At 38.4% G+C, this 16,191-nt stretch carries 17 protein-coding genes and 1 riboswitch; of the genes, 7 read left to right on the top strand and 10 right to left on the bottom strand.

Going from position 1 to position 16,191, the window contains the following annotated elements; genetic code table 11:
- Positions 1-82 precede the first annotated feature (82 nt).
- On the bottom strand, positions 83-706 hold the full coding sequence (locus MKY27_RS00925) for a LysE/ArgO family amino acid transporter (protein WP_339196932.1): 624 nt from the start codon (positions 704-706) through the stop codon (positions 83-85).
- Positions 707-1,091: 385 nt separating this feature from the next.
- Here MKY27_RS00925 and MKY27_RS00920 point away from each other — a divergent pair, with 385 nt between their 5' ends.
- The 7 genes from MKY27_RS00920 to MKY27_RS00890 all read left to right on the top strand — a co-directional run bounded on the left by MKY27_RS00920 (position 1,092) and on the right by MKY27_RS00890 (position 6,056).
- A complete protein-coding gene (locus MKY27_RS00920) occupies positions 1,092-1,364 on the top strand; it encodes a CrcB family protein (protein ID WP_339196930.1) in 273 nt (90 codons plus the stop codon).
- The gene (gene crcB / locus MKY27_RS00915) at positions 1,361-1,723 is read left to right on the top strand and encodes a fluoride efflux transporter CrcB (RefSeq protein WP_339196928.1); all 363 of its coding nucleotides are present in this window, start codon (positions 1,361-1,363) and stop codon (positions 1,721-1,723) included. The genes MKY27_RS00920 and crcB overlap by 4 nt, the downstream gene beginning before the upstream one ends.
- Before the next feature lie 109 nt (positions 1,724-1,832).
- Entirely contained in the window at positions 1,833-2,297 is a 465-nt protein-coding gene (locus MKY27_RS00910; protein WP_339174769.1) for a general stress protein, read from the top strand.
- Positions 2,298-2,452: 155 nt separating this feature from the next.
- On the top strand, positions 2,453-2,908 hold the full coding sequence (locus tag MKY27_RS00905; RefSeq protein ID WP_339174767.1) for a general stress protein: 456 nt from the start codon (positions 2,453-2,455) through the stop codon (positions 2,906-2,908).
- Positions 2,909-3,072: 164 nt separating this feature from the next.
- Positions 3,073-3,915 (top strand): aldo/keto reductase, encoded by an 843-nt coding sequence (locus MKY27_RS00900; RefSeq protein WP_339196926.1) that lies wholly within the window; start codon positions 3,073-3,075, stop codon positions 3,913-3,915.
- A gap of 110 nt (positions 3,916-4,025) precedes the next feature.
- Positions 4,026-4,125, top strand: a riboswitch (purine riboswitch).
- A gap of 53 nt (positions 4,126-4,178) precedes the next feature.
- A complete protein-coding gene (locus MKY27_RS00895; protein ID WP_339196924.1) occupies positions 4,179-5,372 on the top strand; it encodes an MFS transporter in 1,194 nt (397 codons plus the stop codon).
- A gap of 129 nt (positions 5,373-5,501) precedes the next feature.
- Entirely contained in the window at positions 5,502-6,056 is a 555-nt protein-coding gene (locus tag MKY27_RS00890; protein ID WP_339174764.1) for a GNAT family N-acetyltransferase, read from the top strand.
- Between the two features lie 86 nt (positions 6,057-6,142).
- Here the strand turns inward: MKY27_RS00890 and MKY27_RS00885 are convergent, their stop codons facing one another.
- From MKY27_RS00885 to MKY27_RS00845, 9 genes are all read right to left on the bottom strand, one after another.
- A complete protein-coding gene (locus MKY27_RS00885; protein ID WP_339196922.1) occupies positions 6,143-6,868 on the bottom strand; it encodes a 3-ketoacyl-ACP reductase in 726 nt (241 codons plus the stop codon).
- A gap of 98 nt (positions 6,869-6,966) precedes the next feature.
- On the bottom strand, positions 6,967-7,452 hold the full coding sequence (locus MKY27_RS00880) for a glycosyl-4,4'-diaponeurosporenoate acyltransferase (protein WP_339196919.1): 486 nt from the start codon (positions 7,450-7,452) through the stop codon (positions 6,967-6,969).
- Positions 7,453-7,464: 12 nt separating this feature from the next.
- Positions 7,465-8,583, bottom strand: coding sequence for a glycosyltransferase family 2 protein (locus tag MKY27_RS00875; protein WP_339196917.1), 1,119 nt, complete (start codon positions 8,581-8,583; stop codon positions 7,465-7,467).
- A gap of 45 nt (positions 8,584-8,628) precedes the next feature.
- Positions 8,629-10,122: a phytoene desaturase family protein gene (gene crtI / locus MKY27_RS00870; protein ID WP_339196915.1), complete on the bottom strand. Its 1,494-nt coding sequence runs from the start codon at positions 10,120-10,122 to the stop codon at positions 8,629-8,631.
- Between the two features lie 28 nt (positions 10,123-10,150).
- Entirely contained in the window at positions 10,151-10,993 is an 843-nt protein-coding gene (locus MKY27_RS00865; RefSeq protein ID WP_339196913.1) for a phytoene/squalene synthase family protein, read from the bottom strand.
- A 26-nt stretch (positions 10,994-11,019) separates the two neighbouring features.
- Complete coding sequence (gene crtI / locus MKY27_RS00860; RefSeq protein ID WP_339196912.1) at positions 11,020-12,537, bottom strand: phytoene desaturase family protein; 1,518 nt, start codon at positions 12,535-12,537, stop codon at positions 11,020-11,022.
- Positions 12,538-12,958: 421 nt separating this feature from the next.
- Positions 12,959-13,633 carry a hypothetical protein gene (locus tag MKY27_RS00855; RefSeq protein WP_339196910.1) on the bottom strand — a complete coding sequence of 225 codons (675 nt, stop codon included), beginning with the start codon at positions 13,631-13,633 and terminating at the stop codon, positions 12,959-12,961.
- Positions 13,634-13,648: 15 nt separating this feature from the next.
- Entirely contained in the window at positions 13,649-15,004 is a 1,356-nt protein-coding gene (locus tag MKY27_RS00850; RefSeq protein WP_339196908.1) for an arsenic transporter, read from the bottom strand.
- A 263-nt stretch (positions 15,005-15,267) separates the two neighbouring features.
- The gene (locus tag MKY27_RS00845; protein ID WP_339196907.1) at positions 15,268-15,777 is read right to left on the bottom strand and encodes a hypothetical protein; all 510 of its coding nucleotides are present in this window, start codon (positions 15,775-15,777) and stop codon (positions 15,268-15,270) included.
- Positions 15,778-16,191 lie beyond the last annotated feature (414 nt).

Raw genomic sequence — 16,191 nt, 5'->3', positions numbered from 1 at the left:
TATAGCATCCCGGTAAGAGTATAATTTTCCTAACACAATATTATTCGTTATTGTTAGCCTGCTAATGGTTCCGTCGTCTTTCCTACTCACCTAGCAATGCATAAAACTGATAGCCCATATACAGCGCCATAATCCAAATGATGACTGCCGATATTTTATTAAGGAAATTGAGGAATTTCCCGTTCCCGTCAATTTGTCCAATCTTTCTCCCGACAATGGCAAGCGACAGAAACCAAATCCATGATACAGCTATACAGGCCAAAGTAAACATCCATTTCTCATACCCTGTATAAGCTAATGAACTTGTTCCGATTACCCCAATTGTATCCAAAATAGCATGAGGGTTAAGTAGCGACACGGATGCAGCGAATGTTATTTGGCGTCTAGCAGAAAATCCTTTTTCTTCCCGCTTTGCATTTATCGCAGTATCGTCTTTCCAGATTACCCACCCCATATAGGCCAAGAAAAAGAACCCTACTAAAAACAGAGATATTTTTAACCATCCAAAACTAAAAACAATTACCGATACTCCCGCTACCGCTAAATAAATTAAAATCGTATCACAGATGCCTGCTGTTACAATGGCAGGCAGTGCTTTCGTAAATTTCCGGTGTGTAGCGCCTTGATTAAAAATAAAAACATTTTGAACACCTAATGGCAAAATTAAGCCAAATGCCAATAGGATGCCATGAATTAATGCTTGCACGTTCATTCCTCCTATTTCCATTATTTAAGAATAACGGTGAAGGATTGATTTGTCTCCATCTATTGAAAAGATTCGGTGGGATACTCCGTGAAGAAATTGCCTGCCGTTTTTATGAGTATCTTGACTTACCATTAATTGATAAATTAATGTAGTAAATAGAACATGATAGGCGATAAATTTCGCCCTAAACCGCCTATAGACGAATGACTCCTGTCAGTTTAGTGAACTGGCGGGAGTCTGTTTTTATTTAAAGGAGGTTACTGAAATTGCAATTTTTTTTAATAGGAATCGGCGGTGCAGTTGGAGCTGCATTACGATATAGCGTATCCCTGCTTTTTTAACAAATGAGACAACTGCCTTCCCTTTTGCAACAGTTGCAGTGAATTTGGCAGGCTGCTTTCTTCTAGGGGCGCTCTCTTCCGGTCTTGAACTAAAAATATTTATAAACCCTGACTATTTATCAGTACTTAAAACTGGTTTAATCGGTTCATTTACAACTTTCTCTACATTCAGTGTCGAAGTTATCCAGCTGCTGCAACATCACTTTTATTTTTCAGCTATTCTTTATATTTTCATTAGCGCCATCTTCGGTTTGATTTTCGCTGCGCTTGGCATGAAGATCGGAAAAAGCATTTCGGAAAGGAAAGAACGAGTATGATGAATTTCTTATTAGTGGCCGTTGGTGGATTTTTCGGAGCCATTTTCCGCGCTGTTATTTCTAAGCGGCTCAATCATACAAGCCAATTTGTTCATTTAGGAACTTTTACGGTAAATATGCTCGGCTCGTTTGCGTTGGGATTTTTGGTTAATATTCATCTTTATACAAATGCAAATCTAATTTTTGGTATCGGATTTTTAGGTGCGTTTACTACTTTCTCAACTTTTAAATTGGAAAGTGTGACACTCATCGGTTCAAAACAATGGAAGCAGTTTGTACTCTATTCTATCTTCACCTATACGGTCGGACTGTCCATTGCTTTTTCCGGCTTTTGGATGGCAAAAATGTATGTATCATAGTGTTTTACCCCACCTCTAATCATGATCGATTGTCAACCTGTCATGTTTATAAACAAATGACACGGGTAAATTTACATTGTGCAACATTCAGATGAGGAGGATGATAGAAATGGTAAAACATATTGTGGGGTATTATGATACAGAAGCAGAAGCAATCGATGCAATTGAGGATTTAAAACGACAAGGTTACCGTACTGAAGATATTTCAGTTATCAGTAAAAGCCAATCGGATGTTGATACGATTTCCGATGAAACAGGTGCAAACGTTGCAGAAGGTGCAGCTACAGGCGCGGCTGCTGGCGGGGCATTAGGCGGAATTGGTGGCGTGCTTGCAGGTCTTGGCGCATTGGTGATTCCAGGAATTGGCCCTATTGTCGGTGCGGGTCCAATCGTTGCAGGTATTACAGGCGCTGCTGCTGGTGCAGGTGTCGGCGGCTTGACTGGCGCTCTTATCGGAATGGGGATTCCAGAAGATGAGGCGACACGCTACAACGAACAATTTGAGTCTGGTAAAATTTTAATTATGGTAGATGAAGACACACGAGGTCCACTACGTGATTCAACACTTTTATAATACAACTACAGAAAGTCATTCCTGACGCGTCAGGATGGCTTTCTTTTTTGTTCCTGCAGGAAGTAGATTTGCCCCTCCCCTGTTTCCTCATGTTTACAAATATCCCTCCAGGGTAAATTTCAATATACGAAAAGAGTTTTGAGAGGATGAGGGAAATGGCAAAACATGTTGTAGGATATTATGATACAGAAGCAGAGGCAATTGAAGCAATCGAGGATTTACAGCGACAAGGATACAGTTCTCAGGATATTTCAATCATCAGTAAAAACGTATCGGATGTAGATGCAATCTCCAATGAAACCGGTGCAAATGCTATGGAAGGTGCCGTTACCGGTGTTGCTGCCGGAGGAACATTAGGCGGACTCGGTGGTGTTATTGTCGGACTTGGTGCACTTGCGATTCCAGGTATCGGTCCTATCGTTGCTGCCGGACCAATCGCTGCAGGGTTAACTGGAGTAGCAACCGGAGTAATGGTCGGCGGAATCGTCGGGGCATTAATCGGAATGGGGATTCCGGAAGACGAAGCAGAGCGCTACAACGAACAATTCGAAGCCGGCAAGATTCTAATCATGGTGGCAGAAGATAAACGCGGTTCAGGTACCATTTCATAAATATAATATATTTGGCCATCCTATAAATCGGGATGGCTTTCCTGCTTTTATACAGTATTAAGGAAGAATTTTCACTGTACCCTATCAGTAGGTGAGCGCAAAAATTCATGGTATATTATTGAAGTTGCACTATTAAGTGTTATTTTACAAATGGAGGTTTTACGATGCTCAAAAATTTGCAAGATACAACAACATTAAATAACGGTGTTAAAATGCCTTGGTTAGGACTCGGTACATATTTAGTCGAGGAAGGAACTGAACTTCTTAATGCAGTGAAATTTGCCATTAAACACGGTTACCGCAGTATCGATACAGCTGCCGTTTATCAAAATGAAGAGGGCGTCGGCGAAGCGATTCGTGAAGCAATGAAAGAAACAGGTATTTCAAGAGAAGAACTATTCATCACTTCTAAAGTATGGAATACAGATTTAGGTTATGAAGAAACACTTGCTGCCTATGAAACAAGCTTAAAGAAATTAGGTCTTGAATACTTGGACTTATACCTTATTCACTGGGCAGTTGTAGATAAATATAAAGAAGCATGGCGCGCGATGGAAACACTTTATAAAGAAGGTAAAGTGAAAGCGATCGGCGTTTGTAACTTCCAGGTTCATCATTTAGAAGACTTGATGAAAGATGCGGAAATCAAGCCGATGATCAATCAGGTGGAATACCACCCTCGCTTAGCTCAATCAGAAGTAAAAGCTTTCTGTGAAAACAATGATATTCAGTTTGAAGCATGGTCTCCATTAATGCAGGCAAAATTATTGGACAATCCTCTATTAAACGAGTTGGCTGCTAAATATAATAAAACCGTTTCCCAAGTCATTTTAAGATGGGATCTGCAAAATGGGGTTGTAACGATTCCAAAATCTACGAAAGAACATCGCATTGTAGAAAATGCTGATATTTTTGATTTTGAACTGACTCCTGAAGATATGGAACAGATTAATGGTCTTAATCAAGATTTACGTATTGGGCCGGATCCTGATCACTTCAGTTTTTAATTTAACTCCATTCAAAAAGCTGCCCTCGTCTTATTCCGAGGGCAGCTTTTTTACTGAATAACATATACTTGATATTTTTTTCGAAAACAAGTAAACTATCAAAGTGCTCATTTATCCAAATTAATAGTAACTGTATAACCTCAAGGATATGGCTTGAGGGTCTCTACCAGGAACCATAAAATCCTGATTACAGAAAATGATTTTTTTCATTTTTTGTAATCAGGATTTTTTTATTTTTCTCAAGAAAGGAAGTTAGACATACTATGAATTTCAAAGTTTTAATACTCGCATTATCCACGGTTGCGGTTGGATTGGTGGAATTAATCGTTGGAGGTATTCTCCCGATTATCGCAACTGATATGGATATTTCAATAAGCACTGCCGGACAGCTGATTACCGTATTTGCTCTTATTTATGCAATCGCCGGTCCAGTGTTACTCGTTTTAACGAGCAAAGTTGAACGGAAAAAGTTATATCTTATTTCGTTATTTATTTTCTTCATCAGTAACATCATGATGTATTTTAGTGTGTCATTCACATTTATGATGGTTGCACGTATTTTAAGTGCGATGAGTACATCACTGATTACCGTGCTTTCTTTAATCATCGCTGCAAAAGTTGTTTCACCCGCGCATCGTGCGAAGGCACTTGGTTTCATTTATATGGGGATTAGTTCTTCGCTTGTACTAGGTGTACCGCTTGGCATTTTAATTTCCGATTATTTCGGATGGCGTGTAATTTTCCTAGGCATTGCGATTTTATCGGTAGGCTCATTTATCCTTATTTCAATCTTCTTAGAGAAGGTCCCAGGGGAAATGTCAATTCCACTTTCACAACAATTAAAGGCGGTTGCAAGCTCTAAAATCGGAAGTGCCCATCTTGCAACAATGTTTATGCTGGCAGGACACTATACGATGTATGCGTACTTCACACCGTTTCTGGAAACTGAATTAAGTCTGAATTCCAGCTGGATCAGTCTTTGCTACCTATTATTCGGGATTGCTGCAGTAAGTGGCGGGGCATTTGGCGGAACGCTTTCGGATAAAATCGGCGCACCGAAAAGTATTATTTTCGTTATTGTTTCATTTGCAGTCGTGCTATTCATCCTGCCATTCACGACTTTCTCGCTTATCATCTTCATACCAATTATGATGATTTGGGCAGCGCTAAGCTGGAGTTTATCACCACCACAGCAAAGCTACTTGATTCAGACAGATCCTGCTACATCCGATATTCAGCAAAGCTTTAATAACTCAGCTTTACAGATCGGAATTTCAATGGGGTCAGCCTTTGGTGGTATTGTCATCAATCAAACTTCTACAATCTCACACGCAGCTTGGTACGGGGGCGCACTTGTACTCATTGCGTTGGCATGCGCAGTCTTTTCTTTAACGAGAAAAACAACCGGAAGAGAAGAAAAAATTTCTGCTTCGACTGTCCATCATTCGAATATTTAAAGTTAAAACAATATCCGGTGATATACCGGGTGTTGTTTTTTCTTTTTATAGTTAAAAAATGTATATTGTGTTATGATAAGCAAGCCTATCACACTCTCGAATAAATCTGAATTATTGGAGAAAAAACTAATGGAAAATCTTAATTTAATGCTTGAAAAACACAGTCATCTGGAAAGCGAACGTCTTTTTTTACGTCCGATTTCAATTGAAGATACTGAAGATATGTACGAATATACAGCGGATGAAGAAACAACGAAATTCCTTTATCATGCACACAAAGATCTAGAACAAACAAAGAAAATGATTGAGAATTATTTTCTGAAAGAACCTGCCGGGAAGTACGCGATCGTATTAAAAGAAAGCAATAAAATGATCGGTGCGATTGAATTCCGTGTCCATGAATGGAATAAAAGCGGCGAACTTGGTTTTACATTGAACCGCAGTTTCTGGGGAAAAGGCTATATATCAGAAGCAAGCAAAGTTGTATTGGATCTAGCCTTCAACATCCTTGGCCTAGAACGAGTATTTGCGGAGTCTCACGTTCAGAATGCTGCTTCCGCTAAAGTAATGGAGCGTTTAGGGATGACCCACGAAGGAACAATGCGAAAAAATCACATGATTAAAGGTACTCTTGTAGATAGTGTTTATTATTCTATTTTAAAAGAGGAGTTCCAGCAGGCTTAATTAATACCCTCAATTACTAAATAAAGCCCTTCATTCTGATTCAGAGTGAAGGGCTTTTCCTATTCAATCGTTTCTCGCATTATTAATTAGAAAGGATTAGTATTCATTAATGTAGCGTTTTTGATATACATGCGGTTATTCAGCTTCAATTGCGCAATAATGTACTCTGCAATATCTTCCGGGTGCATATATTGATCTCTTTTTTCATCCGGCACTAAGTTCAGTGCATCCGCCAAATCTGTTGCAATTGTACTTGGTGCTAATGCAGTTACGCGAATATTGTTGCGGCGTACTTCCGCTGCTAACGACTCTGTTAAGCCGATGACACCGAATTTAGAAGCGCTGTATGCACTTGATGTTGCTGCACCGTTTAAACCGTTTGTAGATGAGATATTGATAACATCACCTGCATTTTTTTCGATTAATTGCGGTACAATTGTGTGCGATACATAAAAAGTACCCATTACATTGATATCGACAATTTCCTTAAATTCTGCAGGGTCCATATCAACGAGCTTATCAAACTTTCCTACGCCCGCATTGTTAACTAAAATATCCGTTAATCCCAACTCTTCTTTTAGATGGGCAGCAGCTTTTTGCACTTGTTCCAAGTTCGAAACATCCGCCACTGCATAGGCAGCTTTAACACCCTGGCTTTCGATTTCTTTTGCCACTTGCTGCAGTGCATCTTCTGAACGTGCAATGATCCCTACGTTCACACCCTCTTTTGCTAATGCTACCGCTACCGCTTTACCGATTCCGCGTGCAGCACCTGTTACAACTGCTACTTTACCTTGCAATGATTGACCCAATTTCATCGTCTCCTTTATACGTTATTCCAATATAATTTTAACATAGCAGGCTTCTTTACGTCTTATATTGCGTTCGGATCCTGTATGGATTTACTGCGCTAATTACCACGATTAGATAAACCTAAAATATTTTCAATTCGTCCTCTGTTATAACGTTGCGTTAATATAAATGGCAGATTTGCGAAAAGTGCGTAGAAAATATTAATCCAGCCTGCCCAAACAGGATTCCACAGGAAAAATAGAGGCGCAGGCAAGATAAGCAGCCAATGTGTCATCTCCGCTCTTTTGGTTTCTGCGGCAAAGACGAGTAGATCTTCCCGCTTCGTACCATGTATGTGGCTTTTATTGTAACTTTTCTTTGCAATCGATGACCCATCGATTAAGTGCTTTTTCCATTTCTTCACTAAGAAAAGTCGATTCCAAATCTCCCCGTGCTGCTCCCACTTTGCAATACGGAAAAATACAATATCCTTTAGAAAAATGCGTAAAGGAATTTTGAAGCAAAGAACCGATATCGAAAAATGAAGAACGAGCCATGCTGCTATGTTAACAACGAGAAGCCAAACTGCATTAATAACTGTCATACCTCTCTCCTATTACACTTTGATTTTTCTGCCTCTCCACATTACCGAATGCAATACATGCGTACGGTATAATGAGTACAAAAATACTGCTGTAAAAAATAAAACAAAAATCGGATAGATCAAGAAAACCATTAGGTGGAAATTCCCTGCTCTTCTCGCAAGAAAATACAAATGCCCACCATATAATAAATAGACAACAATACTGCTGAAGAGCGCTACAGATGAATCCGTTAAAATGGCGAGTAATGGCGCCAATACAGCCAGAATCACGCCAAAAATCCAAAGCTGAATGAGCAGCATGACAAATTTATGAGTGGATTGCGATGCTGTTGCCAGATTTTTCGTCCAGCCTTCCATCAACTGCTTCGGCCCCTCCTCATACATCCGCATATTAATAATCCCTTTCCCGGCATAATTGGTTACCGGTAAATCTTTCGCCAAAAATACATCACTTAGCGCAAAGTCATCCATAATTGATTCTTTCGCAGCTTCATGTCCTCCAGTTGTAATATAGCTCTCCTTATCACAAAGAATACATGGTCCAAAAGATCCTGCCGTTGCAAACTTGTCTTTCCAAAAAGTAAATACATTCATTCCTGTCAGCACAATAATATTAAAGATTACCGATAAATTTTCATATTGTTTTACAATACGATGATATGGTTGAATGGATAATATTCCTTTACTGTCTTGTTTGCTAAAGCTGTCTACAATCCGCTCAAGACTGTCCTCAGCGGCAAGCTGTACATCTGCATCCAAAAACAGCAGCAATTCTCCATTTGCAGATTGCGCCCCATATGCACAAGCATTGGATTTACCCGGACTCATCCCGCCTATTTGTTTACTTTTTAAAACCTTTGCTCCGTATGATAATGCAACTTCAGCCGTATGATCCGTGGAACCATCATCAACTACAATTTTTTCGAAATGCTTCCAATTTTGCATTTGAAGCGACTTAAGTAATGGCGGCAAGCGAAGCGCTTCATTTCTTGCTGGTATGATAATCGATAATGAAGGCAATGGTTGATTACCCTCTATTGCCGGCGGTTTTCTTGTAGACCAAAACATCAGCACACCACATAATAAGCCGAGTAAGGATAGTATTTGCACAACCAAATACAAAGTTTCCATTCATCATGTTCCTTCCTTTTGTATTTGCCTTCTAGCTCGTACTACTTACTTCTTCCTATCTTTTTCGATCAGTTTCTTCGCCACCTGCTGTCCGCTAAGTGTAACCATTGGCATACCGCCACCAGGATTTACAGTTCCTCCGACGAAATATAAATTGTCATAGCGTTCACTTTGCTTCGGGTGCTTAAATCCTTTATTCATTTTCTTATCGGATACAGTCCCGTAAATCGCTCCTCGGTCTGAAGAATACGTTCGTTCAATATCATGAGGTGTCCACATATCTTTTGTGACAATACTTTCTCTAAGATTGTCTAATCCCATGTTTTCCAGCTTGATTAATACCTTCTCCGCAAACTCGGTGTACTGCTGCCTAGTTAAAGGCTTTTCTTGAAGATGTGGAATATGCGGAAGAATTTTAAGATTTTCGTGACCAGGCAATGCTTGTTTTGGATCTGTTTTATTCACATTCACTAAATAAATGACCGGATCATCAGGAAGTTGGTGCTTATCAAAAATCAGATTCATTTGCTTTTTCGTATTTTTAGAGAAAAAGAAATTATGGTGGGCCAGTTGAGGGTAACTGTTTTTAACCCCTAAATGTAAAACAAGACCTGAGCTTGCAGGTTCGAATTTTTCATCTAATTTATCGGTATAACTTTCTTTTTCCTCGGTTAACTGTTTATATGTCGGGATGACTTCCATATTGGAAACAAAATAATCAGCAGTCAGTTTCGTACCATCATCTGTGTAAGCTGCCATAATCATTCGTTTGTTTTTATCCAACTTTACGATCTTTTTCCCGAGATGGAATGTCACACCGATTTCTTCAGCTAGCTTCACTAAAGCATTTGCCAAATTGTGCATTCCGCCAGGCACATACCAGACCCCCTGGGCGTGCTGCATATAAATCATCATATTAAGGACAGCCGGCGCATGATAGGCCGAAGATCCGACATATTTTACAATATAACTTAACATATCCCGGAATTGCGGGTTCTTAATTCTTTTATCGATCGCCTCAAACATTGTCGACGATAAATCAAATCTCCTTAATGATTGAAACGCACCGTGAAATTGAAGCACTTCCTTCAGATTATCTAATCCTTGATTAAAATAACCTTCCTCCGTGATCTCATATAGATCCTTAGAATATTCAAGTAATTTCTTGTATTGTTTAATATCTTTTTTCGTCAGCGACGGATTCAAATTTTCCATATCGTACAGATCTTCATGTAAATCAAGTGTATTACCATCCGGGAAAAATGAACGCCACTGATGGCTCAATCGCTGAATCTTCACATAATCACTCATTTTTTTTCCGCTTTGCTGAAATAACGTTTCGAATATGTGAGGCATCGTTAGTATGGATGGTCCTAAATCAAAACCGAAACCATCCTGTTCTAAACGGTTCAGCTTTCCGCCGAGATGTTTGTTCTGTTCATATATATCAACATCGTACCCTTTTTGCTGGAGCGAAATGGCTGCAGATAAACCGCCAAGCCCTCCGCCTATTACAACCACTTTTTTCTTACCTGACATATTGTCTCCCCCCCTAATTGCTTTTTATTTAAACTCTCATCTGTTCTAGCCGTTCCTTAGCCACAAAATTTCTTTTCGTTAAGCAGTCATAATGATTTTCCCGAACCACATTTAAAATCTCCCGGTAAACAGTTGCTGCCGTCATAAGCGGTGCTTTACTGTCGTCATCATAAATCATAAGGTGATTTGAAAATGCATCATATAAAGTTTCGGCCCGTACCGCCAAATGTTCCCAAAGATTGATAAACGATTGATCAATTAATTGTTGATTCAGCTTTTCTTCGCCATATCCGAAGCGTAACCGTTCCATCTCGGGAAGGTAAATACGGTTCTTTTCATGAAAATCTTCACCTATATCCCGTAATATATTCGTAATCTGCATTGCAATACCGAGATCAACCGCAGTCTTTTTAAGATATTGGTGATTTTCCGTTGCAATAATCGGTAGAAGCATCAACCCGACAGAGCCGGCCACATAATAGCTGTACTCTTCTAATTGTTGGAGTGTTTTTGGTGAAGAAAAATCAATATCCATCTCTTGTCCCGTCAACTGATCATAAAAAGGCTGAATATCCATTTCAAATGTATTAAATACATGTCGCAACGCTCTCCATAATGGATGATCTCGTTCTTCATGGCGGCTGAAAAGATCGAGCTCATGGCGTAATTGATTGATAGCCGCGCTCTTAACTGCAGCAATTGGATTTTCGTCCACACTATCATCAGCTAATCTGCAAAAAGCATAAATGGCATAGACCGCATACCTCTTTTCCGCAGGAAGTCCTGAAAATGCAAAATAAAAGCTTTTGGAATGCTTTTTAATAATATTTTCGCAGTATAGTAAATCCTCGTTCAATTGTTGCTGTATCATATCAATCTCCCCTTTTGTAAAATAGTTTAATAGTCAAACTGAATCCCTTGATCATCTGATATGAGTTCCTGAGCAGCTATTTTAGCGGAGAGAAGAACGATCGGCACACCTGCACCGGGATGCGTACTGCTTCCCGTAAAGTATAGGTTTTCGCAATGGGTTGCTTTACTTTGCGGGCGCATATGATTACTCTGTCTCAACGTTGGCTGCAAACCGAATGTTGCGCCGTTGTAGGCATTGAACTGATGTTTGAAATCCAATGGTGTTGTGTACGATTCCGAGACAATTTCTTCTTCCAGATTTTCTAATCCTTTTATTTTTTTCATTTCACGAATTAAGTAATCCCGGTAGTATTGAATGGTTTCATCATTCCACTCATATTTCGCCGTTGAAAGTTCGGATACCGGCAGCAATACATAAATGGCTTCCTTTCCTTCCGGTGCCATCGATGGGTCGGCTTTAGACGGAATATGAATGTAAAATGCGCCGTCCTGAAGTTTTTCCCCTGAAAAAATATCGTTTATATTTTTCTTCATCTCACTTTTGAAGACAAAGTTATGCACGCCTTCTATTTGGTCGTATTTGCGGTTCGTTCCTAAATAAAGAAGGAAGCATGAGCAGGAATACTTCATCGCATCAATTTTTTCATCGGTGTATTTCCCCTTCGCCTTTTTATCTTGAACAAGCTCCTTCATTGCATATGGGAAGTCGGCATTACACATAACGTAATCTGCCTCTTCTTTTCTGCCATTTACATAAATTCCATCGGCACGACCGGACTCGATGGAAATTTTCTCGACATTGGCATTGTAGTGGATTTTACCACCGAGTTCATAAAACAGTTTTTCCATCGATGTCGCCATTGTGTGCATCCCGCCTTTGATAAACCAAACCCCGTACAGAAATTCAATCATAGGAATAATGGAATACAGTGATGGTCCGTTGTATGGGGAGATACCTATGTACAATGTTTGAAAACTAAGCATATTTTTAATTCGTTCATCTTTTATATATTTACCAATAAAATGATCGGCACTATCGAAGATTTTTAATTTTAAAGTTTGCTTAATCATAAATGGATTGTAAAAGTCTTTAAATTTGCGGAAAGGCCGTTGGATAAAATAATTCTTTGCGATGATAAAGCGTTTATATATTTCCTGTAAGTAATCCAGAAAACCTTGTGCATCATCAGGGTTTATACTTTCCAGTGTTTTCATCATTTCGGTTAAGTCAGACGAACCTTTATAAGGGCGATCCATCTCGTCTTTAAAATACACTTGAAACATTGGATTGAGTTTTTCCATTGGTATGTAGTCATCAGGGTCCCGGCCGCATAATTCGAAAACCTCCCTGTATAGTTCAGGCATCATCACAATGGTCGGTCCTAAATCAAATTTAAAACCATCCTTTTCAATACGATGCATTTTCCCGCCCGGCATTCCTTCCTTTTCAAACAATTCCACTTCATAACCCGCTTGCTGTAGACGAATTGCACTTGCCATGCCAGCTACACCAGCACCAATAACAATGACCTTTTTTTTCATATTTGCGCTCCCCTATAAATTATTTAAATGATGATATTCGCTCTTTTTCATATGTAGATTTCTTCTCATCGTTCAACGTTGTACAAAATAAATATTTGTATAACCTTTTATTTTCAATTTTTTACTTTTCCTCTAAAACGTTTACCCTTTATGCTTTGCTTTCAATCCTAATATTTAAGTTACTTTTTCAGTTTTATTGTTCAATTTTTAAATTTCTATTCATTTATAATTTCCGTTGAATTTTACTAGGTTTGTATAATGTTTTTAGTGAAAATCCAGCAACACAATAAAAAAGACACTAATTCAAATTGAATTGTGTCTTACAGATTGTTATTTTAATTTTACTTCGACAAATTTCTATATAAGTTTGCTTACATGTAAAAACTATAGGCATTACATAACACTGCTTTTACAGCGTTGCCTATACGCAATGTATTGTTTGGATATGTTCAATATTTACATACGTCCGTTTCTCTTTTGCTGTTATCAGCTCGAGCATCTTGCCGTTAATACTTTTTACTTTCCCGATATGATGTGTTTTCTCCCCCATATTTAACACGATCAGCTTATTCAATAGTACCGCCAGCTGTTGTTGGAAATTCGCTTCAAACTCCTTTTTTGCTTGTTTCCAGCTAAACTCTGTCTCAGTTAAACCATACGGTCGCTCGTTAGACGTATAAGGAATAAGCCATTTTATATGTTTTATGGGAATATAGATTTCTTTATAAATAGGTGAATCGAACACAAGATAATCCTCCATAACCTCAAGAATCGTGCCATATAAGTACTTTTTACCGATAATACATATTTCCTGGTTAATTCCCTTTGCCTCTTTCAGGATACTCTCAAATGTTAAATTCTTTTTATTATCTATCAAAGGAATAATCGGAGAATCGGAAGGCTCTGCAAATTCAGTATCTGGTGTATCCGCTACAATATACTCAATATGGCTCACGGGGATATAAATAAAATTTTCTCCGTTAAATAATACAATAATGTCGCTGCCGCTATCGAAAATAATCCCTTTAAAAAGCTGATCTCCTATTAAACTGACTGTGACATATACTTTTTGATCTCCTAGCCATATGTCATACAAATTACTTCCTCCTATCTACTGAACAACCAGCATAATCCATAAATACAAACTAAATAAACTGACAAACAATCCAATTGGAATAACGAGGAATGTAACTTTCAAATATTTCCGCCATGTCATTTTCACACCAAACTTTTTAAGTTCAAACATCCAAATTAATGTGGCAAGTGTACCAATCGGTGTTAACAGCGCTCCTATATCACTCCCGATTACACTGGCGAGATATGCAATCTGTACAATAAGAGGTTCCAGTCCCATATCAACAATTGCCATTGTACTAAGCATGACGGCCGGTAAATTATTTACTAAATTTGAAAGCACAGTAGTCAGCATTCCCATAATAATCGTTGCCTGTAATGCATCCTGAGCTATGACATCGCTTATCGAAGATACAATGAAGTCGTTTAAACCGACATTTTTGAGACCATAAACAAGGACATACATATTAAAGGCAAATAAAAATATTTGCCATGGTGTATTTCTTATCACATCTTTAATTCCAATGCGTATATGGATCCACCGATAAATAATGAGGATGGCAGCACCGAATAAGCCGATAAATTCCAGCGAGATACCAAAAGGAGTGAGGGCAAAAAACGCAGTTCGAGTTGTTATAATAATGAGGATACATATTTTGAACATCTTCCAGTCGATATCTTCCGGATTGCCTGCCGGATCAAGAGGATGAGTATATAATTGAGTAGAATGGAGGTGTGCACGTTTTAAGGGAAACATTATAGAAACTTTCGGTATATCCTTTTTGAAATATAAAAAAAGCAGCCAGGCGATAACAAAAATACCAATCATCGATGGGATAAACATCATAAGTACATAATCATTTAAAGTGAGTCCGATAATTTTCAGTGCAATTAAGTTCGAAATATTACTAACTGCAATGGGGGCACTGGCAGCTGTAGCAATAAGGGCGCCTGAAATTAAGTATGGATACATTTGATGCGGTTTAAATTTGAGTAGTTGGACTATACGAATGATGATTGGTGTAGTAATCAAAATACTGCCATCATTATTAAACAGCACTGTCATCAAAAAGCAGAGCAAATTTGTATAAACGTAGAGCCTAATGCCAGATCCTTTAGACCTGTTGACAATGTTGAACGCAATCCACTTAAAAAAGCCGATACTTTCCAAAACAATCGTCATCATAATGGTCGAAAGGATTGTAAGTGAAGGTCCACTGACGATGCCCAGAATATCAAGAATGTCAGTCCACGATACAATACCCAGGATTAACACAATTGCCGCCCCGATAGTTGTTGGAACCGTTTCGTTCACATTCTTAGGTCTCCATAACATAAAGACAATCGTGAATGTAAAGATAATAAGCATCATGATGAGCGAGCTATCCCACATTAATATCCGCCGCCTCATTACTAATAAATTTCGATCTTACTGGTTCATGTGCTACTTCTTTCTCTAGTTCCATTACTGGTTCGATTCCTGGCCCGTTGACTAGTCTTTGTTCAATTGGAGCTGAAATATATAATTTATAAAATAAACCTCCCACTATTGAGAAGTAGAGGATTATAAATAAAATGAGCACCATTTCACCTCCTTCTTTTAGGATTTTGGCACGAATATTAGTTTAATGACTTTTTAAGTGGCTAAATAAGCTATTACTTTCTTCTGTTTCCTGAAGACTTTGAATTCGAACTACTTTTTGCTTCTTGACTTTGAGCTTCCTGACCTTCTTCTTGGCTCTCTTCTTTTACACCGAAGCTGATATTGCGAATATGGAACATTGAAAGCTGGATAACTTCTTCCTTAGAGAAAATCGTTACGTAATCATCTTCAACCTCATTTAAAATCCCCTCAAGTGATTCCGGGCCACCGCGGTTTACCTTTACCCAGCTATGTCTAAAATTCGTAATGACGGACTTGAAATCTTCGCCTTGGTAGTAACCTACATTTTCATTTCCTTCGAATCCTTTGTCTAGACCGCCCTTAGCATGAAGTGTAATACTCTTTACGTGTTGCATTTTGTAGTAAACAACACCATCATCTTTCGTGAATAGCACAAAATAATCCCCTTCTACTGCCAGCAACATTCCAACGCGTGACTCTGGACCACCTCTGTCGATTTTTACAACTTTCCCGACAAGCGAAAGCATTAAGTCTCTGTTCATGATGTTATACTCCTCCTATTTTTAGCTTACTGAAATAATATGAATTCCTTTTTTTAATAAAGAGGTAAATCGCCCACTGTTTCAAAACTTTACATTAACGGCATTTAACCCGAGCGTAATAAATTGCCTTTTAGTAAAGAGGTAACTATAGATTTAAACCAAGAAAGGCTTTGTACTACACGGCTGTTTAATAAGCAGGTCTTTTCGGAATTAGCTTTCACAATTGGAAATAAATAAAGGTAGTTATTGCTGTTATTTTCAAATCTTAAATAACAACAATCATCTAACTGTGATTACTCAAATACAATTCACTCCTGTATCCTTTTCATAATTTAATTGCTATATATTTTATGAAAACGATGCGAAGAAGGTTAAAAAGAGGCATTATTTTATAATAAAGAAGGAAAAATTTTA

Source organism: Solibacillus sp. FSL R5-0449, from assembly GCF_037975215.1.
Lineage (GTDB): Bacteria > Bacillota > Bacilli > Bacillales_A > Planococcaceae > Solibacillus.
The sequence above is the reverse complement of the archived record's forward strand: the minus strand, read 5'-3'. Positions and strand labels throughout refer to the sequence as shown.

Bases quoted from the DNA above. Each gene is read 5' to 3' on its own strand.
- crcB (WP_339196928.1), top strand. From the start codon at position 1,361: ATGATGAATTTCTTATTAGTGGCCGTTGGTGGATTTTTCGGAGCCATT.
- MKY27_RS00910 (WP_339174769.1), top strand. From the start codon at position 1,833: ATGGTAAAACATATTGTGGGGTATTATGATACAGAAGCAGAAGCAATC.
- MKY27_RS00905 (WP_339174767.1), top strand. From the start codon at position 2,453: ATGGCAAAACATGTTGTAGGATATTATGATACAGAAGCAGAGGCAATT.
- MKY27_RS00900 (WP_339196926.1), top strand. From the start codon at position 3,073: ATGCTCAAAAATTTGCAAGATACAACAACATTAAATAACGGTGTTAAA.
- MKY27_RS00895 (WP_339196924.1), top strand. From the start codon at position 4,179: ATGAATTTCAAAGTTTTAATACTCGCATTATCCACGGTTGCGGTTGGA.
- MKY27_RS00890 (WP_339174764.1), top strand. From the start codon at position 5,502: ATGGAAAATCTTAATTTAATGCTTGAAAAACACAGTCATCTGGAAAGC.
- MKY27_RS00880 (WP_339196919.1), bottom strand. From the start codon at position 7,452: ATGACAGTTATTAATGCAGTTTGGCTTCTCGTTGTTAACATAGCAGCA.
- MKY27_RS00875 (WP_339196917.1), bottom strand. From the start codon at position 8,583: ATGGAAACTTTGTATTTGGTTGTGCAAATACTATCCTTACTCGGCTTA.
- crtI (WP_339196915.1), bottom strand. From the start codon at position 10,122: ATGTCAGGTAAGAAAAAAGTGGTTGTAATAGGCGGAGGGCTTGGCGGT.
- MKY27_RS00865 (WP_339196913.1), bottom strand. From the start codon at position 10,993: ATGATACAGCAACAATTGAACGAGGATTTACTATACTGCGAAAATATT.
- crtI (WP_339196912.1), bottom strand. From the start codon at position 12,537: ATGAAAAAAAAGGTCATTGTTATTGGTGCTGGTGTAGCTGGCATGGCA.
- MKY27_RS00850 (WP_339196908.1), bottom strand. From the start codon at position 15,004: ATGTGGGATAGCTCGCTCATCATGATGCTTATTATCTTTACATTCACG.
- MKY27_RS00845 (WP_339196907.1), bottom strand. From the start codon at position 15,777: ATGAACAGAGACTTAATGCTTTCGCTTGTCGGGAAAGTTGTAAAAATC.